Origin of the sequence: Deinococcus budaensis, assembly GCF_014201885.1 — a bacterium.
In the GTDB taxonomy this organism is placed as follows: Bacteria; Deinococcota; Deinococci; order Deinococcales; family Deinococcaceae; genus Deinococcus; species Deinococcus budaensis.
In genome coordinates this window covers 98,498-122,359 of record NZ_JACHFN010000010.1, presented here as the reverse complement: position 1 = coordinate 122,359, position 23,862 = coordinate 98,498, and the positions used below count along the sequence as shown (strand labels likewise).

At 71.5% G+C, this 23,862-nt stretch carries 24 protein-coding genes; 11 read left to right on the top strand and 13 right to left on the bottom strand.

Annotation, left to right across the window (positions count from 1 at the left end; genetic code table 11):
• The 3 genes from HNQ09_RS13515 to HNQ09_RS13505 all read right to left on the bottom strand — a co-directional run.
• The coding region (locus tag HNQ09_RS13515; RefSeq protein ID WP_184030293.1) for a hypothetical protein at positions 1-1,900 on the bottom strand (1,900 nt) is incomplete at its 3' end.
• 59 nt (positions 1,901-1,959) lie between these two features.
• Positions 1,960-3,714: a ComEC/Rec2 family competence protein gene (locus HNQ09_RS13510; RefSeq protein WP_343057814.1), complete on the bottom strand. Its 1,755-nt coding sequence runs from the start codon at positions 3,712-3,714 to the stop codon at positions 1,960-1,962.
• Between the two features lies 1 nt (position 3,715).
• Positions 3,716-4,102, bottom strand: coding sequence for a helix-hairpin-helix domain-containing protein (locus tag HNQ09_RS13505; protein ID WP_184030268.1), 387 nt, complete (start codon positions 4,100-4,102; stop codon positions 3,716-3,718).
• 57 nt (positions 4,103-4,159) lie between these two features.
• Here HNQ09_RS13505 and yedA point away from each other — a divergent pair, with 57 nt between their 5' ends.
• On the top strand, positions 4,160-5,128 hold the full coding sequence (gene yedA / locus HNQ09_RS13500; protein WP_184030265.1) for a drug/metabolite exporter YedA: 969 nt from the start codon (positions 4,160-4,162) through the stop codon (positions 5,126-5,128).
• 27 nt (positions 5,129-5,155) lie between these two features.
• Here yedA and HNQ09_RS13495 read toward each other — a convergent pair whose 3' ends face one another.
• Entirely contained in the window at positions 5,156-6,256 is a 1,101-nt protein-coding gene (locus tag HNQ09_RS13495) for a methyltransferase domain-containing protein (protein WP_184030262.1), read from the bottom strand.
• Between the two features lie 175 nt (positions 6,257-6,431).
• Here HNQ09_RS13495 and HNQ09_RS13490 point away from each other — a divergent pair, with 175 nt between their 5' ends.
• Genes HNQ09_RS13490 through HNQ09_RS13480 form a run of 3 tightly spaced genes read left to right on the top strand, consistent with a single transcriptional unit; the run spans position 6,432 to position 8,659 of the window.
• Positions 6,432-6,572, top strand: coding sequence for a hypothetical protein (locus HNQ09_RS13490; RefSeq protein ID WP_184030260.1), 141 nt, complete (start codon positions 6,432-6,434; stop codon positions 6,570-6,572).
• Positions 6,569-7,966 (top strand): TrkH family potassium uptake protein, encoded by a 1,398-nt coding sequence (locus HNQ09_RS13485; protein ID WP_184030257.1) that lies wholly within the window; start codon positions 6,569-6,571, stop codon positions 7,964-7,966. The genes HNQ09_RS13490 and HNQ09_RS13485 overlap by 4 nt, the downstream gene beginning before the upstream one ends.
• Positions 7,967-7,999: 33 nt before the next feature.
• A complete protein-coding gene (locus HNQ09_RS13480) occupies positions 8,000-8,659 on the top strand; it encodes a potassium channel family protein (RefSeq protein WP_184030254.1) in 660 nt (219 codons plus the stop codon).
• Positions 8,660-8,677: 18 nt separating this feature from the next.
• On the opposite strand, the gene HNQ09_RS13475 is transcribed toward HNQ09_RS13480, so the two are convergent.
• From HNQ09_RS13475 to trpC, 3 genes are read right to left on the bottom strand one after another with little or no spacing between them, the layout of a single operon-like run.
• On the bottom strand, positions 8,678-9,139 hold the full coding sequence (locus tag HNQ09_RS13475) for a hypothetical protein (RefSeq protein ID WP_184030251.1): 462 nt from the start codon (positions 9,137-9,139) through the stop codon (positions 8,678-8,680).
• Between the two features lie 28 nt (positions 9,140-9,167).
• The gene (locus HNQ09_RS13470; protein ID WP_184030248.1) at positions 9,168-9,968 is read right to left on the bottom strand and encodes an MBL fold metallo-hydrolase; all 801 of its coding nucleotides are present in this window, start codon (positions 9,966-9,968) and stop codon (positions 9,168-9,170) included.
• Positions 9,965-10,753 carry an indole-3-glycerol phosphate synthase TrpC gene (gene trpC, locus HNQ09_RS13465; protein ID WP_184030246.1) on the bottom strand — a complete coding sequence of 263 codons (789 nt, stop codon included), beginning with the start codon at positions 10,751-10,753 and terminating at the stop codon, positions 9,965-9,967. Before trpC ends, HNQ09_RS13470 begins: the two co-directional genes overlap by 4 nt.
• Positions 10,754-10,822: 69 nt before the next feature.
• Here trpC and hpt point away from each other — a divergent pair, with 69 nt between their 5' ends.
• Positions 10,823-11,350 (top strand): hypoxanthine phosphoribosyltransferase, encoded by a 528-nt coding sequence (gene hpt / locus HNQ09_RS13460; RefSeq protein WP_184030244.1) that lies wholly within the window; start codon positions 10,823-10,825, stop codon positions 11,348-11,350.
• On the top strand, positions 11,347-11,793 hold the full coding sequence (locus HNQ09_RS13455; RefSeq protein ID WP_246363353.1) for a hypothetical protein: 447 nt from the start codon (positions 11,347-11,349) through the stop codon (positions 11,791-11,793). Before hpt ends, HNQ09_RS13455 begins: the two co-directional genes overlap by 4 nt.
• A gap of 31 nt (positions 11,794-11,824) precedes the next feature.
• Here HNQ09_RS13455 and HNQ09_RS13450 read toward each other — a convergent pair whose 3' ends face one another.
• Entirely contained in the window at positions 11,825-12,058 is a 234-nt protein-coding gene (locus tag HNQ09_RS13450; protein ID WP_184030242.1) for a VF530 family protein, read from the bottom strand.
• 88 nt (positions 12,059-12,146) lie between these two features.
• Here HNQ09_RS13450 and HNQ09_RS13445 point away from each other — a divergent pair, with 88 nt between their 5' ends.
• Positions 12,147-12,506: a hypothetical protein gene (locus tag HNQ09_RS13445; RefSeq protein WP_184030240.1), complete on the top strand. Its 360-nt coding sequence runs from the start codon at positions 12,147-12,149 to the stop codon at positions 12,504-12,506.
• Positions 12,507-12,749: 243 nt separating this feature from the next.
• Here HNQ09_RS13445 and HNQ09_RS13440 read toward each other — a convergent pair whose 3' ends face one another.
• The 5 genes from HNQ09_RS13440 to HNQ09_RS13420 all read right to left on the bottom strand — a co-directional run bounded on the left by HNQ09_RS13440 (position 12,750) and on the right by HNQ09_RS13420 (position 18,583).
• On the bottom strand, positions 12,750-13,943 hold the full coding sequence (locus HNQ09_RS13440; protein WP_184030238.1) for an META domain-containing protein: 1,194 nt from the start codon (positions 13,941-13,943) through the stop codon (positions 12,750-12,752).
• A gap of 75 nt (positions 13,944-14,018) precedes the next feature.
• Positions 14,019-15,716: a VanW family protein gene (locus tag HNQ09_RS13435; RefSeq protein ID WP_184030235.1), complete on the bottom strand. Its 1,698-nt coding sequence runs from the start codon at positions 15,714-15,716 to the stop codon at positions 14,019-14,021.
• A gap of 141 nt (positions 15,717-15,857) precedes the next feature.
• Positions 15,858-16,952, bottom strand: coding sequence for a phosphohydrolase (locus HNQ09_RS13430; protein WP_221269836.1), 1,095 nt, complete (start codon positions 16,950-16,952; stop codon positions 15,858-15,860).
• Between the two features lie 36 nt (positions 16,953-16,988).
• Positions 16,989-17,786 (bottom strand): enoyl-CoA hydratase/isomerase family protein, encoded by a 798-nt coding sequence (locus tag HNQ09_RS13425; RefSeq protein ID WP_184030233.1) that lies wholly within the window; start codon positions 17,784-17,786, stop codon positions 16,989-16,991.
• Positions 17,787-17,866: 80 nt separating this feature from the next.
• A complete protein-coding gene (locus HNQ09_RS13420) occupies positions 17,867-18,583 on the bottom strand; it encodes a phosphorylase family protein (protein WP_184030232.1) in 717 nt (238 codons plus the stop codon).
• 394 nt (positions 18,584-18,977) lie between these two features.
• Between HNQ09_RS13420 and HNQ09_RS13415 the strand changes: the two genes are divergently transcribed.
• The 4 genes from HNQ09_RS13415 to HNQ09_RS13400 all read left to right on the top strand — a co-directional run bounded on the left by HNQ09_RS13415 (position 18,978) and on the right by HNQ09_RS13400 (position 23,850).
• Positions 18,978-20,201, top strand: coding sequence for an S-layer homology domain-containing protein (locus tag HNQ09_RS13415; protein WP_184030230.1), 1,224 nt, complete (start codon positions 18,978-18,980; stop codon positions 20,199-20,201).
• Positions 20,202-20,294: 93 nt separating this feature from the next.
• Complete coding sequence (locus tag HNQ09_RS13410; protein WP_184030228.1) at positions 20,295-20,684, top strand: hypothetical protein; 390 nt, start codon at positions 20,295-20,297, stop codon at positions 20,682-20,684.
• A 74-nt stretch (positions 20,685-20,758) separates the two neighbouring features.
• Positions 20,759-22,813 carry a single-stranded-DNA-specific exonuclease RecJ gene (locus tag HNQ09_RS13405; protein WP_184030286.1) on the top strand — a complete coding sequence of 685 codons (2,055 nt, stop codon included), beginning with the start codon at positions 20,759-20,761 and terminating at the stop codon, positions 22,811-22,813.
• A gap of 227 nt (positions 22,814-23,040) precedes the next feature.
• Positions 23,041-23,850 (top strand): hypothetical protein, encoded by an 810-nt coding sequence (locus HNQ09_RS13400; protein WP_184030227.1) that lies wholly within the window; start codon positions 23,041-23,043, stop codon positions 23,848-23,850.
• The last annotated feature ends 12 nt before the right edge of the window (positions 23,851-23,862 follow it).

Below are 23,862 nucleotides of genomic sequence, written 5' to 3'. Positions count from 1 at the left end.
CGGCCTTGATGCCCTTCGTGCCGTGCTCAGCAACTCGAAACGCAGCACTGGAAGGGCCTTCCCCGATTGCCTTGCCACTTTTGACCCCTAGAGAGCACACAGACACATCCGGCAAGATCAGATTGCTCTGATAGTACTTCTTCGTTTTGCCGTCGATCTCCCTGTAGGCCGCACTCCGCCAGACGCCCTGGCGAGCCAGGCCGACCCGAATAGCCTCCTGCAACACGTCTTCCTGCAACATTTCCCTCGTGACATGCTCGAAGTAAACGAAAGCAGACCCCTCCAGCTCGACCTCGAACGCGTAGCCATAGGCCATCGCCCCTTCTTTCCCCTCCGGAGCGGGCTGCCTCTTGCCAATCCTGATGATTCTGCCCCGGCGAAGGCGCATCATCCCCAGAACAGGGTCGTACACATGCTCCCAGAGGTCCGAGTCTGCGGGAATTTCCCTGACTTCTTCGTCAGTGCGGAACGAAAAGCATCCCGATTCCGGCTCTGTGACGCAGCAGGACATGACCTCGTAGCCTTTCTGTTTCAGGAGGGGCACTGCCCGGTCCAGGGTGTCCAGATGACCGACGTAAGGCCGAGGAGACCTGATGCGGCGCGCCTTCTCGGGTGGATCGGGCACGACTTCGGCTTCGGGCTGCACAGCGACAGGGACACCCTCCCCCCCGGGAACACCAGGCCCAAACCCTCCACGGGGGTCCTGATCTTTGCGTTTACGACCACGTGCACCGACAACTTCATTCGCGCGGATAGTCCGGACGGGTTTGTTGGCCGTGTCCGGGAACATATCCTCGTAACGCTCTTGCCGGTACATCACGGGCTGGATACGTCGCGGAGGCGCCCAGCCGGTCACGGAGGGCCGCTTTCTGGAACGTGATCCAGCGATCTGTGGTGGCTGACCTTCGGGCCTGTCCTCCGAGACCGCATCCGGGGACAGGAACTGCGAGTATTTCGGGGCAACGACACGCACTTCCTCGAAGGGGAAGGGATGGGTACACCGGCGGATGCGGTGCACCAACATTGTCCAGCCTCCGTCCTGGTGCGTGTAGACGCCTTCGACCTTGAGTCGGGTCTCGCCTGCGAAGGGGAAGGAAGTCCGGGTGGCCTTGGCGAGGAAGCCGGGTTGAGGCAACCGGAATCCACTCAGCATCTGGGTCACGCGCAGCCGGGCCAGAGGATCATTCCACAGGCGACCCAGCACGCGGGCATCGGAGTAAGAAAGTCCAGGCCGGAGCGCCGCGTGGAAGATGCCTTCGTCATCCATCCCTGTGTGGTTCAGGTCGAGGAACTCGTGGAGGTGTTCCCGCTCCAACAGACTCGTGGCACGGCTGGCGAGGAGTCGTTCAAAAAATGGAGATGATGATGTGCCCCAGTAAAACCGGATCACTTCCTCGACCGGAATCAGCAGGGTCCGACCGCGACCAACGGAGAGCTGCACATAGTAGGTATTGCGAACGCCGTGGTATGCGCTGCCAAAACTGTGGGTGTGGGGATTGAGCACGTATTCTTTCTTTTCACGATCCGGCACAAGCGCGTCGAGCTGCACGTACACGGGTTCATCAGGCACAACGACACCGAACTCTCCGGTATGCACCCCTGGGGTAGGGTCCACGGTGGGAGCGACGAGATCGTGGCCGATGTACAGGGTGCCGACCGGGGCAGCGGGCAGGTAGGTCAGCGGGACCCGAACGGCGACCTGGCTCCGGAGATCAACAGCGTCATTTCGCCACAACCGACCGGTCCCCCTCTCCGAGTGCAACCAGGGCCGCACCGGAGCGACGATCAGCACCAGGCTGGACTCGGTGCGGTCCGGCTGCGGCTGCCGCACGATCCCAGCGACCTTGCGGACGATGCCAACCTCGTAGGGGGACGCCTCGGGCAACGGTGGGAGCGACATGCTTTACGCTGCCTGCAATCAGCAGGACATTTCCGCCGAAATATTCACAGCGTTTGTTGTTAAAAAGGTAGCCGCTCGTGAGAAAAAATATTCTTGTCACCCTCGATATGGTCGGTGTCGGCGTGGGTGGCGACCACGGCGCTCAGCGACCGCACGCCCAGCGCGCGCAGGGCGGGGACGACCGTGCGCCCGCCCACATCGTAGTCGGACCCGACCGAGCCGCCGCCGTCCACCAGCACACCCAGGCCGGGCGCCCGGACCAACGTGCTGTCGCCCTGGCCGACATCGAGAAAGACGAGTTCGCGGGCGGGCCTCAGCCACCCGGGCAGCAGGGTCAGCGCGGCGCAGGCGAGGAGGGTCCCCAGCGCGGTCCGCGCCCGCACCCGGCCCAGCAGCCACAGCGCCCCGGCACAGGCCGCGACGCCCCAGGCGGCCAGCCCCGCCGGACCCACCGCCCCCCAGCCCAGGACGGGCGCCCGCCCGAAGACTTCCACCACCAGCAGCAGTGCGGAGGCGAGCAGGCCGGTCAGCCCGTTCACCCCCGCAGCGAGCGGCCCCAGCAGCCCGGCCACGAAACCCAGCGGCACCAGCGCGGCCATCAGCGCCCCCGCGATCAGGTTGGCGGGCAGGCCCACCAGCGGGAGCTGCCCGAACGTTCCGGCGATGACGGGCAGGGTGGCGAGTTCGGCCAGCACGGTGGCCACCAGCGCCAGCCGCAGCCAGGCAGGCCAGCGCTCCGGCAGCCGCGCGGCGAGTTTGCCCGACAGGCTCAGGCCCAGCACTGCCAGAAAGGAGAGCTGAAAGCCCACGTCGAGCAGCCACAGCGGAAAGGGCAGCAGGCAGAGGGTCGCCGCCAGCGCGATCACGGCGAGGGGGTCGGGGCGCCCCCGGCCGATGGCGAAGGCGAGCAGCACCGCGCCGCCCATCAGGCAGGCCCGCAGGATGCTGGGCGACACGCCGACGAGCAGCAGGTAAGGCCCCAGGAACCCCGCCGCCAGCAGGTACCGCCACCTCACGCTGACCCGCAGGCGAATCAGCAGCCAGACCACCGCGCCGGTCAAGAGGGCCACGTTCTGCCCGCTGAGCGCCATCAGGTGCGAGAGGCCCGAGCGGGCAAAGGCGTCGCGCACCGAGTAGCCTTCCCCGAAGTCCTCGCGGCCGATGTCGCCCCGGTCGCCCAGCTCGATGGCCTGCATCAGCGCGGCCTGCCTCGGCGTCAGGCCTGCGGTGAGGCCACGGCGAAACCAGCCGCGCACGCCGCCCTGCCCGGTGTGGCGCCGCACCTGGGCGGCCACCAGCACCGTCGTCGGCGTGGGCACGAACAGGCCGCCCTGCCCGCGCAACCACGCCGCCTGATCGAAGCCGCCCGGCACGCGCCGCCCTTCGGGACGCACCAGCCGCCCGCTGACGACCAGCCTGCCCGGGGAAGCGGCAGGCCGGGGCGAGAGGGCCACCCGCGCGGGCGGGTCGGTCAGGCGCAGGAACTGGCCGTCCCACTCGCCGGTCAAGGTGACCTGCGCGCCCACCCAGGGGGCCAGGCGGTCAGGCTGCGCGGCGTTGAGGCGCCCGGCCCCGAAGCCTAGCCCCGTGCCCAGCAGCGCCAGCCCGGCGAGCAGCGCCCGGCGGTCGAGTGCCGCCAGGCCCGCTCCGGCCAGCGCCACCAGTCCGCCCCACCCCAGACCCAGGCTCAGCAAGATGCCGCCGATGACGCCCAGCGCGAGCGGCACCGGCCAGGCGAGGCGACCGGCCGCCGCCGCGCGGGTGGGAACGGGCACAGGAACGGGAGCGGGCGCCGCCGCGTGCCTTCCGGTCATCTCAGAAGCTGACCAGCGGGGTCAGGGCCGACAGGGTGGACGGGCCGATCCCCTTCACCCGGTCGAGGTCCGCGAGGCTGCGGTAGGGCCGCGCCGCCATGATCCGCGCCGCGAGCGCCGGGCCGACCTTCGGCAGGGCTTCGAGCTGCTCACGGCTGGCCGAATTCAGGTTCACGCGCCCCGAGATCAGGGGCTGAACGCTGGCGGTGGTCGGGTATTCGGGCGCGGCCACAGGGGGCTGCCCCGTGGCCGGGGTGGGCAGGGGGAGCGCGGCCCGCGTGACCGTGGGCGCCGGAGCCGGGCGCAGCAGCGGCCCCAGCGCCAGCCCCGCCACCAGCAGCACGCCGCCGCCCAGCGCCAAAGTCCAGGGCCGTTCGGAGGGCGACACGCGGGCAGTGTACGGTGGGGCCGGACGCGGCGAGGCCGCAGATGGGCATGCCCCCAGATGGGCGGGTATGCTCTCCCGGTGAGTGCCCCCGTCTCCCGCTCCCGCCCCGCCGCCCGCCTGACTCCGGCCGTGCTGCTGTGCCTCGCGCTGGTGTACGTGGTGTGGGGCAGCACCTACTTCGGCATCAAGGTGGCGATTGGCAGCCTGCCGCCGCTGGGGATGCTGGCGGCGCGCTTTCTGGGGGCGGGGGCGCTGCTCTACGCCTTTTTGCGCTGGCGGGGCGTGCCCGCCCCCACCCGGCGCGAGTGGGGAGCGAGCGCCGCTGTGGGCCTGCTGCTGCTGGGGGGCGGCACCGGGCTGGTCACGCTGGCCGAGCGCGACGCGAGCAGTTCGGTGGCGGCGATGGTGCTGGCCGTCTCTCCCCTGTTCGCGGCGCTGTTCGCGCGGCTGTGGGGTGAGCGCACCGGCGGGCGCGAGTGGCTGGGGATCGGGGTGGGCCTGCTGGGGATCGCGCTGCTGAACGTGGGCGAGTTGCGCGCCACCCCGCTGGCGGCGGCGCTGCTGATTCTCGCTCCGCTGTGCTGGACCTTCGGCAGCCAGTGGTCGCGCCGCCTGCCGCTGCCCGCCGGACTGATGGGCAGCGCCGCCGAGATGCTGGCCGGGGGCGTGCTGCTGGGCCTGCTCAGCCTGGGGCTGGGCGAACGCTGGACCGAGCCGACCGCCGCGAGCCTGTGGGCGCTGGCCTACCTGACGGTGTTCGGCAGCCTGGTCGCCTACAGCGCCTACATGTACCTGGTGGCGCACACCCGGCCCGCGCTGGCGACCAGCTACGCCTACGTCAATCCGGTGGTGGCAGTGCTGCTGGGCGTCGGCCTGGGCGGCGAGACGCTGACCGGCCTGGGCTGGGGGGCGCTGGGCGTGATCCTGACGGGCGTGGTGCTGGTGGCGTGGCCGCGCCCGGCATCCGTGACTGCCCCGACCACCGAGAACCCGGGCGCGGTCCAGGCCCCCGGCGCCGAAGCCTGAGGCTGGGCACGGCCCCCGGGGACGGCGTCAGCGCTTGCCCAGCAGGTAGGCCTTGGGGTGGTGCCCCCCGCTGTAGACCTGAAACAGTTCGTGGGCGTGCCAGCGGCTTTGCCCGGCCAGCAGGCGCTCGAAAAGCCGCAGTTCGTGGGTCAGGACCACCAGGCGGCCCTGGCGGCTGAGCAGGCGGTGCATCTCCTGCAAAAAGGCCGGGTAGAGCGCCGCGTTGCCGCCGTGGGTGCCGATGGCGTCCCCCCAGGGCAGGTCGGAGACGATCAGGTCGAAGGAGCGGTCCGGCAGGCCCGTGTGCAGGGCGTCCACCTGCGCGACCTCGACCTCGCGCCCGGCGGCCTGGAGGTTGGCGCGGGCGCAGGCGACGGCCTCGGCGTCGGTGTCCACCCCCACCATCGCGTCGTAGGGTCCCAGCAGCGCGCGCTCGACAAGCAGGGTGCCGCTGCCGCTCATGGGGTTGAAGATGCGGTCCTCCTCGCGCTGCCCGGCCAGGCGGTGCAGGGCGTAGGCAATGGTCGCGTTCAGGCCGCCCCCCCGGTTACACACCCGCCACGTGCGCGCGGAAAGCGGCCGGGGCGTGAGGCGCGCGAGCACCTCCCAGCCGGGGCCGTCCTCCTGGGGACGCAGCCGAATCAGGAGTTCGCCCTCCTCGGCGTCGAAAGGCAGGTTCAGGCTGCGCTGAAGTTCCTCGGCCAGACGCTGCATCACGCTCGACTCCTTGCCCGCCGCCGCCAGCCGGAAGGAGCGGTGCCCGCCCTGCCGCGCCACCCCCGCCAGAAAATCGGTGAGTTCGCCCAGTTGCTGGTGCCCCAGCAAGCCGCGTGGGCGCGGCACATCCCAGGCACGGATGCGGAAGGCGGCGACCGCCCCGCGCAGCCGGGTCAGGCGCTCCGGGTCGCCGGGATACCAGAAGCGCAGGCCCCGGATGTCGCGCGCCAGCGGCACGGTGCGCAGCTCCTCGGCGGCGACCCCCTCCAGGCCAGGCAGCGCCTCGAGCACGTACTCGTGCGCGGGCTGGCGGGCGCGGTGGTCGCCCCTCGCCTTTTTCGGTCGGGTGGAGGTGGGGTTTTTCTGGCGGTTGTGGTTGGGGTGGGTGTTCGGTCGGTCAGAGCGCGGCATGGGGACCTCCACGTCCCCGTCCCGGGTGAGACGGGAGAGGACGAGCCGGAAAAGGCGGGGGGGGAAAAAGCAGCGGGGAGGGCCGGGTCCAGACAGCGGACGCGGCCGCAGGCAAGGCAGTATACGGGGCGGGGACGGCGCGGGAAGGGGCGGTGGTAGAATCGCCCGTTTTCCTATGCCGCGCCCCTCTTTTGCCCCAGCGCCCGCCCCCGCGTCCGGCGTGTGGCCTGCCGCGCCTGCTACGGTCCGGGTCGGCGCCCGCCCGGTCGAGGCGGGGCGCGCGGGCCACTGCCCGGCCCAGCGGGGCTTCCGGTGAGGCGCGCTCCGCGCCGTCCTGCTCCCGCGCGGGTTTCCGAGCGGCCCCGGCGGGCGCTGATCTCGCGTTTCACGCCCCCGCAACTGATCGCGCTGGTCTATCTGGTCGGCATCGCGCTGGGGACGGGGCTGCTGCACCTGCCGGGCGTCACGGGTCCAGGCGCGGAGCTGAGCTTTGTCGACCGGCTGTTTACCGCCACCAGCGCGATCTGCATCACCGGGCTGGTCGTGGCCGATACCGGCGAGGCCTTTACCCGGGCCGGGCAGCTGCTGATCATCTTTCTGGCGCAGGTGGGCGGGCTGGGCATCCTGACCTTCGGGACCCTCTTCGCCTTTCTGACCGGGCGGCGGGTGAACTTCTCCGAGCGGCAGCATCTGGTGCAGCAGATCAATGCGCTGGACGTGGGCGGCGTGCTGCCCCTGATCCGCATCATCTTTCTGTACACGCTGGTGGCCGAGGTCGCGGGGGCCGCGCTGCTGGCCCTGCGCTTCGTGCCGCAGTTCGGGCTGGGCGAGGGGCTGTACCAGGCGGTGTTCCACGCGGTCAGCGCCTACAACAACGCGGGCTTCGTGGTCGTGCCGGGCGGGATGGGCCAGTACGCCGCCGATCCCCTGGTCAGCCTGACGATCAGCCTCCTGATCATCCTGGGCGGCCTGGGCTTTCTGGTGCAGCTCAACGTGCTGACGCACCTGCTGCGGCCCCGGCGCAACCGCCTGCTGGTGTACTCCAAGCTGACCCTGCTGACGACCGGGCTGCTGCTGCTGATCGGCGCGGCGCTGATTCTGGCCCTGGAGTGGGGAAACGCGCGCACGCTGGGGCCGCTGGACGCGCCCGGCAAGCTGCTCGCCGCCTTTTTCCAGAGCGTGACCCCGCGCTCGGGCGGCTTTGCCACGGTGGACATCAGCAGCCTGACGAGCGCCAGCCTCTTTCTCTTGATCGCGCTGATGTTCGTGGGCGCCAACAGCGGCTCGACGGGGGGCGGCATCAAGACCAGCACGCTGGCGATCCTGGTGGGCAGCGCCTGGAACATGGTGCGCGGGCGCGGCGAACTGATCGCCTTCGGGCGGCGGGTCGAACCCGAGAACGTGGTGCGGGCCGGAACGGTGACGACCCTCTACGCGCTGCTGGTCGCGGGTGCGTTTTTCGCGCTGCTCGCCACCAACCCCAAACTCGGCTTCACGCACCTGCTGTTCGAGACGGTGAGCGCGGCCGCCACCGTGGGCCTTTCCATGAACACCACCCACCTGATCAACGACCCCGGCCTGGTGATCCTGACGGTACTGATGTACCTCGGGCGCATCGGGCCGGTCACGTTCGCGGTGGCCTTCAGCCTGCGCAGCCAGCGCAGCCGCCGCGTCAAGTACCCGCCCGAGCGCGATATTCTGGTCGGCTGAGCCCCTCCCCGCGAAAGGAAACCCCCCCTACCCATGAAGACCAAACAATGCCTGGTGATCGGCCTGGGCCGCTTCGGAACCGCCGTCGCCACCACCCTCTACGAGATGGGGCACGAGGTCGTCGCCATCGACCACAACGAGGAGAATGTCGAGCGGGTGATGAACCTGGTCACCCACGCGGCCATCGTGGACGCCAGCGACGAGCGCGCGCTGCGGTCGATCGGCGCCGCCGACTTCGACGTGGTGGTGGTCGCCATCGGCACCGACGTGCAGGCCAACATCCTGGCGACCATGAACGCCAAGAGCCTGGGCGCCCCCTACGTGGTGACCAAGGCGGTCGACGAGATGGCCCGCCGGGTGCTGGAGCGCATCGGCGCCGACCTGGTGATCCGGCCCGAACACGACATGGGCGTGCGGCTCGCGCGCCAGATCGCCACCCCCAACATCGTGGACACCCTCGATCTGGGCGGCGACTACGCCATCGTGGAGATCGAGGCCAACGAGCGCCTGCGCGGCAGCCTGCGCGACCTGAACCTTACCGGACGTTTCGGCGTGCAGGTGATCGCGGTCAGCCGGGCGGGCAAGGTCGAGGTCACCCCGCGCGCCGAGGACGAACTGCGCCCCCACGACAAGCTGGTCGTGATTGGCACCGCCCACAGCCTCGACGACCTGCGCCGTTACCTGGGCGAGTAGGCCCGCCAGCACCGGGGGTCACTCCAGCGCCGAACGCTCCTGCTCGGACAGCGTGCGCAACTGCGGGCAGCTCAGATCGCCGCGAATGCCCAGCGCCTCCACCACCGCGCGCGGCGGGAGGCTCCCCTCCACCCGGGTGCCCTCCACCAGCAGGACGCGGCCCCGGGGGGTAAGCAGGGCGCTGGGCGTGTTCAGGCGCACGGCCCGCTCGACGCAGGCGGCGGTCCGGGCATCCAGGGTCAGGGTGTGGAGCCTCTCCCGGTTGACCACCGTCACCGTGACGGGTGCGAGCGTGTAGCCCGCCAGCGTGCGCGCCGCCCGCGCCTGCGCGCTCAGTGCCCCCGCCATCGCCGCAAGCAGCGGCAGCCCCGCCGCCAGCCCCCACACGACCGGGCCGCCCGCTGCCCCTGGCTTTAACAGCAGCGCGAGCAGCGCCCCGGCGAACGCGAGCGTGAGCAGCAGGTAGAGGGCGGCGAGCATGGAGGCAGTCTAGGGGGCGACCGGGGGGTCAGGCCAGCGGAACGGTCAGTCCGTCGTGCGCGCAGCTCCAGCCCCCCGGCAGGCCCAGCGTCCGCGCGTCCACCCCGTGCGAGAGGTGCGTCAGGTACACCCGGCGGGCCGCCCGTGCCCAGGGCAGGGCCAGCGCCTCGCGCACGTCGTACACGCTGCGCCCCGCGCGGAGCACACCCGACTCGTCCGCGAAGGAGGTACCCAGAACCAGCAGGTCCAGCCCCATCAACCAGGTGCCCGCCACGTCCCCGGGCACGTCGAGGGCGTCGGTGACATAGGCCGCTGCCCAGCCGGGACCCTCCAGTCGGAACGCGTGGCTGTGGCCGTTCGCGCCGTGCGGCACCCGGAAGGCCCGCACCCGCAGGCCCAGGGCGTCCAGCCCTTCCTGCGGCAGGGGCTGCACGGGTGACCCGCGCCGGAAGGCATACCCGAAGCGCTCCGCAATCTGCGGGACCACCTCGGCGGGGGCGTACACGCGCAGGCGCCCGCCCGCGTAGGCCACGTAGTCCAGCAGGTCGCCCAGCCCCAGCAGGTGGTCGTTGTGCGCGTGCGAGATCAGGACAGCGTCCGGCACCAGCGGTCCGGGCAGCCGCGCGAGCTGGGCGTGCAGGTCGGGGCCAGCGTCGAGCAGCAGCGTCTCGGGCTGCCCACCCTGCCCCACGCCCCGGAGCAGCGCGGCGCTGCGAGTGCGGCGGTTCACGCCTCCGGCGCGGGCATCGGTGCAGACCGGGCAGGCACACCAGAAGCGCGGCACGCCCTTGCTGTCGGCGGTGCCCAGGAAGGTGAGGGCTGCGCTCAAGGGGTCAGCAGGGCGCGGGTCGCTGCTTCCAGATCGCCGCTTCCGGCCAGGCTGCTGCCCACCAGCACCGCGTCGGCCAGGCCACGCACGTCCGCCAATTCGGCGGGGGTGCGGTAGCCGCTCTCGGCCACCAGCAGGCCCGTGAACCCCGCTTCCCGGGCGCGGCGAATCAAACGGGGGCTGACCCCCAGGTCGATCTCCAGGCTCCGCAGGTCGCGGTTGTTCACGCCGATGATCCCGGCCCCGGCCGCGAGCGCGATCTCTAGCTCGGCCTCGTCGTGGACCTCCACCAGCGCGTCGAGGCCGAGCCTGTGGGCCACCTCCAGATACGCGCCGGTCGCCGCCCCCAGCACGCTCACCATCAGCAGCGCCGCCGAGGCGCCCCACTCGGCGGCCTCACGCAACATCGCCGGGTGCACCACGAAGTCCTTGCGCAAGACCGGCAGGCTGACCGCCGCCACCACTGCCCGCAGCGCCTCCGGGCTGCCGCCGAAGTGGCGCGGTTCGGTCAGCACGCTCAGCGCGGCAGCCCCGCCCGCCTGGTAGGCCCGCGCCGCCCCGGCGGGGTCGAGCGGGGCGATGGCGCCCTGGCTGGGGCTGGCGCGCTTGACCTCCGCGATCAGGGCGAGGTCGCCTCCGGCCAGCGCCGCGCGAAAGCGGCCGGAGCGCTCCCGGGCGGCCCCCGGCCCCGGGTCGGCGCCCGCGTAGTCGGCGGCCCGCTCGCGCACGATGCGGCCCAGCACGCCCGGAACGTGGTCGAAGTCGGTGGCAGGCCAAGCCGTCATGCGCCGGAGTATACGGGGCAGAGAGCAGGCGCCACAGGCAAGAAGGGCGCGTGTTAGCCTGACGCCCATATGAGCCTCGCCCCCGGCAACGGCCCCGTGCAGATCTCCTCCGAGCAGGTCCAGGCCCGCATTCAGGAACTCGGCCACAAGATCCGGCAAGACTACGCGGGCAAAGAACCGCACCTGATCTGCGTGCTCAACGGCGCTTTTCTGTTTCACGCGGACCTGGTGCGCGCCCTGAACATGCCCTGCACCATCGACTTTCTCCAGGCGAGCAGCTACGGCGACGCCAAGCAGTCCAGCGGTGAGGTCAAGCTCGTCAAGGACCTGCAATTCCCGATCAGTGGCCGCCACGTCCTGCTGGTCGAGGACATCGTGGACACCGGCATCACCATGAACTACCTGCTGCACTACCTCCAGGGGCGCGGCCCGGCCAGCCTCAAGGTCGCCGCGCTGCTCAGCAAGCCCAGCCGCCGCCGGGTCGAGGTGCCCGTCGAGTACCTCGGGTTTACCATCCCCGACGCCTTCGTCTACGGCTACGGCCTCGACCGCGCGCAGTTCGACCGCAACCTGCCCTTTATCACCAGCCAGGAATGACCCGGCGCGGCGCCCGCGTGCCCGCTCTCGCCCTGCTCGCCGCCCTATCGCTGGGGCTGGGCGTGTGGTGGGCCAGCGAGAGCCGCTGGCGCGGGCCGCTGTACTGCATCGAGCAGCCCGGGCGGGTCTGGGGCCTCTCTCCCCTTCCGGCGGAGTTCACGCCCACCTGCCCGCAGAGCCGCAGCTACCGCCGTGAGGTCCGGGAAGGCTCGGCGCGGGTGGAGCAGTACACCCTGGCGGGCTGGCGGCCCCGGGCGCTGTTTCCGGCCTTGCAGGCGGCAGGCTTCGTCTCGGAAGGTGGGGAAAACGGCATCTACGCCGACGAGGACGAGTACGCCGACTTCCTGCGCCGGGGCGGGGAGCAGCTTCAGTACGTGGCCGAGCGCCTGCCGGGCGAGGTGACCCGCGTCACGCTGAGCGGGCGGCCCGCTGCCCCGCGCTGACGGTCCACGCCGAAAGGTTCTCCAGCGGCGCTCAGGTCTCCTGCTCCTCGCGCACCATCTCGACGTAGAGCGCCTCCACCCGCGCCCGCGCCCAGGGCGTCTTGCGCAGGAACTTGAGGCTGGAGGCCACGCTGGGGTCGTGCTGAAAGCAGCGCACGGGCACCCGCCGCGCCAGCCCGTCCCAGCCGTAGCGCCCTTCGAGCCGCTCCACGACCCGCTGGAGGGTGACGCCGTGCAGCGGGTCAGGAGAAGAAGAACCGGTCATCCCGCCATGATGCGGGGCCGGAGCGCGGGTTCACAAGCGGCTCCCCCCCTTCCCAGGCCCCGGCGCCCCGTGTGCGAACATGCCAGGGATGAATCCGCTGCTGCGTTCCATAATCGTGACGGGCCTGATGATCGCGGCCCTGAACGTGCTGTTCGCCGGGGTCGAGTACGGCTTCGGCAACTTGCCGCTGTGGTTCTGGCTGGCGCAACTGCTGCTGCTGCCCGCCATGCTGCTGCCCGCCCGGCTCTTTCCGCAGGCGATGGCGACCCGGCCCTACCTGCGCCGCGCGGGACTGTTCGCACTGGGCTGGACTGCCCCCTACGGCGTGTTCAAGCTCACGGGCGACGCGCTGCGCCCGGACTTCAGCCTCGACGCTTCCCTGATCGGGCTGGTGCTGCTGTGCCTGATCTTCGGGCTGATCTTCGCCGCGATTCGCAGGCCGCTGTAGGGAGGACCCGGAGTTGAGAAGGTGCCTCCCATGAGCGACGAGGCGCGGCCCCAGCGCATTCTGTTCGTCTGCACACGAAACAAGCTCCGCAGCCCCACCGCAGAGGCCCTCTTGCGCGCGACTTGCTGGTGTGGGCGGACGTGGGCCGTCTGCCTGGAGAAAGGAACCTCCCCACGCTCAAACTTCCGAGGAAGTCGCCCGCAGATTTCTCGGCGGGCGACCCATGTGGCAGGACGCTCTGACTCAGCGGCCCGTGCGGGTGAAGGTCAGGGTCTGGCCCCCTGCCTGGAGGGTCAGCCCGCCCGCCGTGACAGTCAGGGTGGGCCGGGCGCGCAGCAGCGCCTGGAGACCGGTGACTGCCTCCGGCTCGGGGCAGGCGCGCAGGGTGCCGACCAGCGGGCCGGTCAGGCTCAGCCGCCCGCCCACCAGCCGGTACTCGCCGCCAAAGCTGTTGCAGCCGTCGTTGCCGCCGAGGCGCGCGCCCTCCAGGCTGAGGGTCACCGGCTGAGGGGTGTGCGGGACCGGCTGGCCGTTGACCCCGGTCAGGCGGTAGAGGCCGTCGCGGGCGGTCGGGGCGGGCGCCGCCGGGGGGGTGGGGTCGCGCAGGGCCGCGCCGCCGGTCAGCCCCGCCCGGCGAAACACCAGCGTCTGTCCGGCCAGCGGGCCACTCGGCACGGTCAGGGTCAGCCCCAGCCCCTGCACGTTGACCCGCAGCCCGGGCGTGCCCAGCACGGTCAGGAACGTTTGCTCCTGGGCGTTCACGGCGGGGGCGCAGGCCATGCGGGTGACCGCGAGCGGCCCGAAGGTCAGCGCGTCGCCGCTGGCGCGGACGCTGCCGCTCAGGCGGTTGCAGCCGCCGCTGCCGCTCACCCGTCCCTGGGTCAGGGTCAGGCTGGGCGCGTTTCCGGCCAGCGGGCGCAGGGCCGTGCCGCCAGTCAGGGTCCAGTTGCCGTCCAGGTTCACGCTGGCCTCCGGGCGGGCGGATGAGGAGGTCCCGCCGCTCTGCCCCACCACCCCGCCCGACGAGAAGACCAGCCGGTCGTCCTGTCCTGCAAAAAGGGTCAGCACCGGCCCGCTGAGGCGGTAGCGGGTGACCCCCTCCAGCAGGTTCACGAAGCGGGCTTCGAGCGCCCCCGCGCCGCCCGGACAGGCCCGGCGGGTGGTTCCCAGGCTACCGAAGCGCAGCACGTCGCCGCGCAGGGCGTAGGGGGCGCGGTACACGTTGCAGCCGGTGGTGCCCGCCGCGACCCGGCCGTCAAGCCGCAGGGTGGGGCGCGCCGCCCCCGCTTCGGGCGCGATCAGCCTGCCCCCGTCGGTCAGGCCCGTCAGCGTCCAGGTCACCCCGGTCGGCGCCGGGAGGGACGGGGCCGACTGGGCGCCCGCGAGTCCGGCAAGCGCGAGGGCAGTCAGGGGCAGCAGCGGCGACAGGCGTCTCATAGGTCCCGTTCTACCCGGCGGGCCTGACGGGGACGTGAGGCCCCGCTGACCGGACGGCGGCCTCCCCGCGCCGGCTCAGCCGCGCGGGCCGGTCTCGAACACCGCGCGCCAGGGCTTGTACACGGTGTCCACCTGATCGGTGCGGGTGCCCGCCGCGTCCTTGATCGTGCGGGTGATGTGCAGCTGGTAGCCGTCTTGCGCCCAGTCCACCTGCCGCACGGCCCCGGCAGGCAGGTTGGGGTTGAAGACGTACTGGGCGGGCGGGTGCGGCGTGCGCGCCAGGATGGTGGCGGGGCTGACCGTGACCTGGCGCTGGGGCTTGATCCCCCAGACCTGCACCTCCAGCGTGCTGTTCGCCTCGTCGTTCAGGGTCTTGATAAAGATGGGCGCCCTGGTGTCGTTGTTCAGCCGCAGGTCGAGGCCGGGGTCGTAGACGGCAGCCTCGAAACCCACCTGCGGCTCGTAGTAGCCCACCCGGTAGGAGTGCTGGTGGCGCTCCACGACCGGCAGCCCGGCCTGGTACAGCGCCCGGAAGACGGTGGTGGACACCTGGCACACGCCCCCACCCAGCCCGTCCACCGTGCGCCCCCCGCTGATGATCAGGCCGCCCACAAAGCCGTTCTCGGACGTGATGCTGCCCAGCGCCGTCAGGAAGCTGAAGTCTTCCCCGGCGGGCACGACCATCCCGTGGATGCGGGCCGCCGCGTTGGCGACGTTGACCCGCCGCTCGGGGCTGCTGCCGAAATAGGTGCTCTTGCCACTGGCGATCAGCTTCAGCCCGGCAGGGTCGGGCAGCTCGGCCAGCGTGAGGGTCGGGCGGCTGACCTTGCCCGGCAGCGCGGCCGAACGGGTTGCCGGGTCCAGCACCGCCTTGCGAAAGGCCGCCAGCGCCGCCGGGCGGGCCGTGACGCGCCCGGCCCGCTCGGCCACCTTGACCAGCTTGCCGCCCTGGCCAGTGAAGCGGGCATTCTGCGCCGGGCGGTCCAGCTGGGCCGTCAGGCGGTCAAACGCTGCGCGCAGGGTCTGTTCGTCGGGTTCGATGCCGCCGGGACGGACCCAGTAGAGGTTGGCCACCTGAAGTGCCGTCAGCCCCGCGCGGCGGTCGGTGCCCTCCAGCCGCACCGTGAAGGGGCGCATCAGCGCGTTGCCGCGCTCGGCGTGCGGGCGCAGGGCAGCGGCGGTGTACCGCGCCTTCCACTCGGTCACGGGCAGGCTCAGGGTGGTCAGCGCGGGGTCGGCGGCGTAGCGGGCGGCGGCGGCGGGCGCGTCGGCCCGGCGGCCCGGCGCGTCGGGTGTCACCACGAACCGCTTGCTGGCCTTGTCGAAGACGATGGCCGCGTCGCGGGGCTGGGTGTTCAATTCGGCCGTCAGGCGCCCCAGCGCCGCGCGGGCCGCCGCCGGGTCCACCCGCGTGACCAGGGGCAGCTCCTGCACCGGGGCCTGGCCCACCAGCCCCCGCACCCGCTGCACCAACGAGCGGTTCTGGGTGGCGCGCCGGGCCGCTTCCAAACTCGCCCGCGCGTCGGCCTGCCAGCCCAGGCGCGAGGCTTCCACCGTCCAGCGGCGCTCGCCCGCCTGCACCGTCACCCGGGGCGGGGTCGCCGCACGCGCCGAGAGCGCCGCCAGCGCCTGATCTTGGCTCAGGCCCCCCACGTCCACGCCCGCCACCCGCAGGCCCGGCGCGAGCCTGTCCCCGCCCTCGGTCGCCAGACCCATGGCGAGCGCGCCGCCCAGCAAGGCGGCGGCCGAAAGACCCACTCCCCACAGCTTCATCACACCGGGCAGTGTAGGGAAGCCTGGAGCCGGGCGGGTGAATGCCGGGCACACTCGGCCGGGGGCGCGCCGGGGCAGGCCACGGCTCAGCCGCCCCGCCCCGGACCCTGCGCCGCCCCGGTTCTGTGGGGCGGGGCGCGCTCAGCGCCGCTCGGTGTCCAGGCCCAGCGCCTCGATCACGGCTCCGGCCACCCGCTTGGGCCGGTCTTGCACCGGGGCGACAATCCGCTCGCCGTCCTCGAGGTCCATCACGAAATGGTCGCCGTCCAGCCGCACCCGGCGCAGGATCTGCTCGTCGCCGTCCTCACGGGTGGAGGCGCACAGCTCGACGTAGGGCTGCATGGGGGTGCGGATCACCTTGGGCGCCAGCACCTCCTCGACCTGAAAGATGCCGCCGGAGTTGTTCATGGTCACGCTGATCAGCACCGGCTTGTCCCGCCCGCGCTCGATCACGACCTGATCGACCGCCAGCGCACTGATGGAGTGGATGTCCACGCTGCCCAGCGCAAAGGCCTTGCGCCCGCGCCCCTTGGTGATGTCGGTGCCGTCCGCGACCGCCGTGATGCCGCCTTCCAGTGTCAAGGGCGGCGGATTCAGGTCGTGGCAGTTGATCGCCCCCAGAATAAACGAGCGCACCTTGACCCGCTTGAAGGGGTCGGCGTAGAGCGGCCCCAGAATGCGGTCGAGAATCGGCAGCGCCAGCGCCACCCCGTGGCCCTCGTGGCCCACCCGGTGAATCTGGTTGCCGATGTCGTGCAGCATGGTGCCCAGGATCACCGCCAGAAACACGTCCTCGGCGTCTCCCACCCCCGATTCGATGATGTCGGGCCGCACCCCGGCTTCCAGCAACAGCTCGGTGATCGCCATGCTGGCCGCGCCCGTGATAAAGGCGTGGACGCGCCCGTGGTCGTTGTAGCCCAGCTTGCGCATGGTCACGTAGTTCGCCATGTCCCAGTGGGCCAGCGCCTCGGGGTCCCCGCGCAGCGCCTCGTAGGCGGCCAGCGCGCGCGGATAGTCGGCCAGGTCCGCCGAGATTGCCCCGTGCGCCTCCGCGATCAGCTTGGCGCGCGGGGTGGTGAACTCCACGACCCGGCCCGCGCTGGGCGCCTGCTCCAGCGGGGCGGCTTCCGCCTCGCCGTGACGCCCCTCCACGTCCCGCACGGTTCCGTCGGCCACGTTCAGCGTGAACTTGGACTCGCCCACCGCCTCTCCCTCCTGCACCGTCTGATTGGGCAGACCCGCGGCGCCCGCCGCCCCCGCCCCGTTCACAGGCTACTCACCCTTGAACTCCGCGCGGCGCTTGGCCAGGAACGCCGAGGTCCCTTCCCGGAAGTCCTGGGTCGCGACCAGCATCCCGAAGAGGTCGGCCTCGACCTCCAGCCCGGCTTCCAGGCTGGTGTCCATCCCGCGGCGCACGGCTTCCTTGACCAGCGAGAGGGCGATGGGCGCGTTTTTCACCATCTGCTCGGCCACCTCGCGCGCCTTTTGGAGGGGATCGTCGGCGACGTAGTTCACCAGCCCCAGCGCCAACGCCTCCTCGGCCCCGACCTGGCGGGCGGTGAGCATCAGGTCCAGCGCCCGGCCCGGCCCGATCAGCCGCGCCAGACGCTGGGTGCCGCCGAACCCCGGAATCAGGCCCAGCGTGACCTCCGGCAGGCCCAGCTTGGCGCGCGGGGACGCCACCCGCACGTCGCAGGCCAGCGCGAGTTCCAGGCCGCCCCCCAGCGCGAAGCCGTTGACGGCCGCGATCACCGGGATCGGCAGGTTGGCGATGGTCTGCATCACGTCCTGCCCGGCCAGCGCCAGCTCGCGCCCGGCGTACACGTCCCCCAGCTGCGCGAGTTCAGAGATATCCGCCCCCGCCACAAAGGCCCGGTCGCCTCCCCCGGTGATGATCAGCGCGCCGATCTCGGGGTTCTCGATGACGGCCTCGGTCGCCTGCGACAGCTCGCTGAGGGTATCGGCATTCAGCGCGTTGAGCGCCCCCGGCCGGTTGACTGTCAGCACCGCGAGCGGGCCGTGCTGGTCGAGTTGCAGGTGTTGGAAGTCGATCTCGTCGAGCATCGTCATGGGCCAATCCTGACACGGGCCGCGCGCAGGAAGAGGGAGGCGGGACGCAGTAGGTGGAGGAGGTAGCCGGGGGGACCGTCTCAGCGCCCGGCGAGCGCCGCCACGGCGCCGAGCGCCACCCGCACCATGCGGTCGACCCCCGAGGCGAGCACCCCGTCCGGCACAAGCTGGGGGTCCCCGATGTCGTTGCTGCACGCGGTCAGGCACCCGGCCCTCAGCCCGTGCTGGGCCGCAACCAGAAAGATCGCGCTGGCCTCCATCTCGAACCCCAGCACCCCGCGCGAGGCCCACAGCCGGGCGTGCTCGGGCGTACTGGCGTAAAAGGCGTCCTCGGTCATCACCAGCCCGACGTGGTGTGCCCACCCCTGCGCGCGGGCCGCTCCGACCGCCGCCTCCACGACCTCGAAGCTGGCGGCGGGGGCGTAGGGCGCGCCCCCCAGCAGTTGCCGGGTGGTGCCGTCGTTCGGGACGGCGGCGGTAGCGATCACCAGGTCGGCAGGCTGCACGGCGGGCGTCGCGCCGCCCAGGGTGCCCACCCGGATCAGCGTCCGGGCGCCCAGGCGCGCGAGTTCCTCGGTCACGATGGCGGCGCTGGGGCACCCCATGCCGGTGGTCTGCACGCTGATCCGCACGCCCCGGTAGGTCCCCGTGAACCCCAGCAGTTGGCGGTGCTCGGTGTACAGCACTGCGTCTTCCAGATACGTCTCCGCGATATGGCGCGCGCGCTGGGGATCACCCGGCAGCAGGACATATTCGGCAACGTCGCCAGGCTGGGCACGGACGTGAATCTGGGTCATGCGCGCGAGTATAGAGGGGGAGTCTGCCGCTCTCCTGGTCCCTCTGGCCCAGCCCGCTCGGCAACGGGCCGCAGAACCCTGCAGCGCTCCCCCGAACGGCCCCGCTGAGGGGGCATGAGCCTTTTCTCATGAGTTTGAAGCCTGAACCATGAGACAGCTTTCTCATTCTAAAGGGGTTTTAGGCTGCTGGCACGAGAGAGCAGCAACTCATTTAAAAACCCTCTCTTCTTAGATTGTACTCATTACAAAGAGGGCTTGGGGATTTTGAGAAGAATCTGGCACGTTTGGGGAACGTTCCAAGACTACAATTCACAGGACGCTCACGTGGCCTGCCTACGGTGTGACCATGCATCAGGACGGCGCCGCCGTGCCTGGGCGAACAAAGGAGAACCTCATGCGTAAGTCCCTGATCATCGCGTCCACCCTGGCCCTGAGCCTCGGCGCTGCCAGCGCCCAGACCACCCCGGCCACGCCCGCCACCCCCACGGCGCCTGCCGCCCCGGCAACCACCACCAGCGCGGTTCCCGCCCAGGTCGTCACCTTTACCGACGTGCCCGCCGGGCACTGGGCCAAGGACGCCGTCGACGTGATCGTGCAGCGCGGCCTGATTCAGGGGTACCCCGACGGCACCTTCCGCGGCAACCAGAACCTGACCCGCTACGAAGCGGCCCTGATTTTCTACCGCCTGCTCCAGAGCGGCGCGATCGGCAGCAGCACCCTGTCGCAGACGGATCTGGCGACCATCACGCGCGGCATGCAGGAAGTCAGCACCGAGCTGGCCGCCATCAGCACACGCGTGACTGACCTCGAGCGCCTCAGCGCCGAGCAGCAGGCGCGCATCGCCGCCCTGGAAGAGCGCATCAACGCGCTGGGCACGACCGGCACCGCCGGGGCCGACACCGCCGCGCTGACCGCCCGGATCGACGCGCTGGAAGCGGCCATCCGCAACATCCCCGCCGGTCCCCAGGGTCCGGCCGGTCCTGCGGGTCCCCAGGGTCCTGCTGGCCCCGCGGGCACGGCGGCGGTGGTCACGCCCCCCGCGACCGACACCACCGGCACGGTCACCACGACCCCCGCGCCCACCACGGTCATCATCGGTGACGTGGCTCCGGCCACCGACAGCGCCCGGGGCAACCTGTACGCCGGCGTGAGCGTCGGCGCGACGAGCGGCAACTGCTTCGTGCCCAACAGCAACGGCCGCGAGGTCAGCTTCTGCGCCAGCTTCGGCGGCATGGTCGGCAGCACCTCGGTCGTCGGCCCCTTCGGCGCCCGCGTCTCGGCCGAGTACCAGCCCGGCTTCAACGCCATCTCGGCGGACGTGAACGCCACCTACAACTTCGACACCGGCTCGAACATCCAGCCCTACGCGGGCCTGGGCCTGGGTCTGACGAGCAGCGACAGCCGCGCGGCGAACACGAACACCAACACCACCGACACCTACGTCAACGGGCTGATCGGCGCGGACTTCCAGATCACCAACAGCATCTCGGCGTTCGTGGAAGGCAGCGGCCGCTACTACCTCAGCAACAAGGGGACCGGCGCCCTCCAGAACACCGCCGACACTGGCGCGCGCGGCTTTGTCCCCGCCGTCAAGGCCGGTCTGAAGTTCTACTTCTGATCTTCGCCCCTGGCAAAAGAGGCCCCCACCGTGGGGCCTTTTTTTCGTGCCTACCCAGGATGCGGGCGGCGGGAGCGGCGCTAGACTGTGGCCATGCGACTCGTGCAGTTTCTCCAGGTGCTCTTGCTGCTGGCGCTGGGGGCCTACCTGCTGCTGGTCGCGCTGGAAAACCCCGGCCGGGTCCGGTTGCCGCTGCCGCTGGGACGGGCTGAGCTGCTGCTGCCGCTGGGGGGCGCGGTCGCGCTCTTCATGGGTCTCGGGGCTGCCTACGCGGCCCTGCTGCTGCTCCCCCCGCTGTGGCAGGCCGGGCAGCGCTCCCGCCGGGTGGCCCGCGAACGTGACCGGCTGGAAGGCCGCCTGAGCGCCGCCTTGCAGGCCCGGCTGGGGACCCTCTCCCCGGCTGTGCCCGCCGCCGGGCCCTCCGCGTCCGAGCGGCCGACGGGCGCAGCCGAGCTGGGGCCGAGCGTCCGGGAGAGCGCGTGAGCCGGCTCCCCGCCCGCCCCGAAGCCCGCTGGCTGCTGGCTCCCCCGGCCAGCCGCGAGGCGCTGCTGGAGAGCATGCGGACCTGGCGGGTCTCGCCGCCGCTCGCGCAGGTCCTCTCTGCCCGTGGCCTGACCCCGGCGCACCTCGACCCCCCGCTGGCGCTGACCCCCAACCCCGCGCTGCACGAGGCGGCCCGGCGGCTGGTCGCGGCCATCCGCGCGAACAAACGGCTGCGGATTCACGGCGACTACGACGCCGACGGCGTGACCGCCACCGCCACGCTGGTGCTGGGGCTGCGCGAGCTGGGCGCCGAGGTCCACGGCTTCATTCCCCACCGGCTCAACGAGGGCTACGGCATTCACCCTGACCGAGTCGAGGAGCACGCCGCCGCCTGTGACCTGCTGGTGACGGTGGACTGCGGGGTCACCAACCTGAAGGAGGTCCGCGCGCTGCTGGCACGCGGCACGGAAGTGATCGTGACTGACCACCACGCGCCCGGTCCGAACTTCCCCGACTGCCTGGTGGTCCACCCGCACCTGACCACCGGGTACGACCCCGAGCTGCACAACCTGACCGGGGCGGGAGTCGCCTACCACCTGCTGTGGGCCGTGCGTGAGGCGCTGGGCCTGCCCGAGCCGCGCGAGCTGGCGGGACTGGCGACCCTGGGCACGGTGGCCGACGTGGCGCCCCTGATCGGCGAGAACCGGGCGCTGGTGCGCGCCGGGCTAGAGGCGCTCGCCACCTCCACGCTGCCGGGCGTGCGCGCCCTGCTGGACGCCCGGAAAGTCGGGCGGCCCACAGCGCGGGACGTGGCGTTCTTGCTCGCGCCGCTGATCAACGCGGCCGGCCGGCTGGGCGAGGCCGACCTGGCGCTGCGGCTGCTGACCACTTCCAGCGAGCACGAGGCGCGCACCCTTACCGCCTACCTGGAAACGCGCAACCAGGAGCGCCGCGGCCTGCAAGACCGCATGTACCAAGAAGCCCTGGCGCTGGCCGACCCCCGTGACCCGGCCATCGTGGTGACGCGGCCGGACTGGCACGTGGGTGTGATGGGCATCGTGGCGAGCAAGCTGGTCGAGGCCTTTCACAAACCGGTGTACGTGGTCGCGCAGGGCAAGGGGTCGGTGCGCAGCACCCCCGGCATCAGCGCGGTGGGGGGCCTGCGCTACAGCGAGGACCTGCTGACGCGCTACGGCGGGCACCCGGGCGCCGCCGGGTTCGCACTGCCCGGGGAGAATTTTCCGGCCCTGCGCGAGCGGCTGCACGCCTACGCCCGGCAGTTTCCGCCTCCGGTCCCCGAGTGGCGGCTTGACGCGCCGCTGCCGACCCTGGGCGCGACCGCAGAGCTGGTGGCCCAGGCGGCGGCCTTTGAACCCTTCGGCACCGGCCATACCCCGCCGCTGTGGCATGTGCGCGAGCCGCTGACGGCGCCCCGGCTGGTGGGCAAACGCGGCGACAGCCTGCAATTTCAGGTCGGGGCGCTGCGCGGGGTCAAGCACGGTGAGGCGCAGGCCGCGTCTGGCGAGCATGACCTCGCCACCCACCTCGTCAGCAGCGAGTGGCGCGGGCAGGCCCGGCTGGAACTGCACGGCCAGGCGCTGCGCGCCCCCGCACGCCTGGGGCTGGCCAGCGGGGAGCAGACCGCGCCCGCCGTGCCCCGCCTCGACCCGCGCGAGGCGACGCGCCACCTGCGCGCCGGGGCGAGCGCCTACGCCGACGGGCCGGTCGCCGCGTACCTGCGCGATCAGGTGCCCGGCCTCACCCTGGTCGCGCCCGGCCAGCCTCACCCCGGCGGCGAGCTGATCCTCTACGCCCTGCCCGACGAGGCCAGCCTGACCCGCTGGCTGGAGGGTGGCCGGGTGGCCTTTGCGCTGGGTCCCAAGACCCTGGCCGAGCTGGAAGGCGCCCTGGGGCGCGCTCACCTCGGCCTGCCGCCCGCGCCCCTGGCTGACCCGGCGGCCGACGCCGAGCGGCTGGAAGCGGCCGCCGACGCCTACCGCCGCTGGCAGTGGGCGCACCTTTACCGCGTGCTGGACGACCCCGGCTGGAACGCCGCCGTCCGGCACCTGCTGGGCCTCGCCGGAGACAGTCTGGCGCCGGGCGAAAGGGAGCTGGCCGCCGCCGACTGACCCAGGCATGACGGCGCGGGCAGGGCGGAGGGCAACTTCAACCCCTTCCCCACAGGCAACAACGGCTTTTACTCTGCGGCAACGTTTGCTTAGCTGAGACTTTTCTAAGCTGCTGCTATGCCCAGGTTCAAGAAGGTGTTCCCGGTCAACGTTCCGAGCCTGGCCGCCGCGCCCGCTCTCTGCCCGGCTCCGGCGGCGCGCCGGGTCGCCGGAGGGACCCCCCGCTCATGACCGAACGCAGGCCGCTTCAGGTCGGTGAGGTCCGGCCCACCGCGAGCACCTCCGACGCTCCGGCTGCGCCCCCGGCGACGGCGGTTCACCTCTGGCTGTCCCCGCGCCGGGTGACCCGCCTGCTCGGCTGGACCGCCCTCGGCCTGGCGTTGATCAATATCGTGGCGCAGGCGGCCCACTTCTTTCTGCCGGACTTCTTCATGCGCGACTGGCTGCTCGTCATGTTCGACGCCAACGGCGAAGCGAATCTGCCCTCGGCCTTTTCGGGAGGACTGCTGCTGTTCAGCGCCCTGATTCTGGGCGCCGTCGCGCTGGCCAAGCGGCAGACGGCCGACCGGTTCGCGGTCTACTGGGGCTTTTTCGCGGCCGTCTTTCTGTACCTGTCGGTCGACGAGATCGCGCGGCTGCACGACAACACCATCGCGCCGATGCGCCGCCTGATGGACTTCGACGGCGTCCTCAGGTTCGCCTGGGTGGTGCCCTACGCGCTGGCAGTGCTGCTGATCTTGCTCGGCTCCATCCGGTTTCTGGCGCATCTGCCTGCGCCCATCCGCTGGCGCTTCGTCCTGGCGGGCGGCCTGTATGTTGGCGCCGCTCTCGGGATGGAGCTGGTGCAGGGCTACACCGATTCGCGCTTCGGTGATCTGGGCTTTGTCTCAGCGCTGAGCATCGGATTCGAGGAGCTGATGGAGATGCTGGGCGTGGTAGTCTTCATCCACGCGCTGCTTCTGTACATCGGAAGGCATCTGCCCGGCTTTGCCCTTCAGTTCGGGGTCCGTCCTCAGCCGGGTCGTCCCGACTCCTGACCGGTTGTTGCT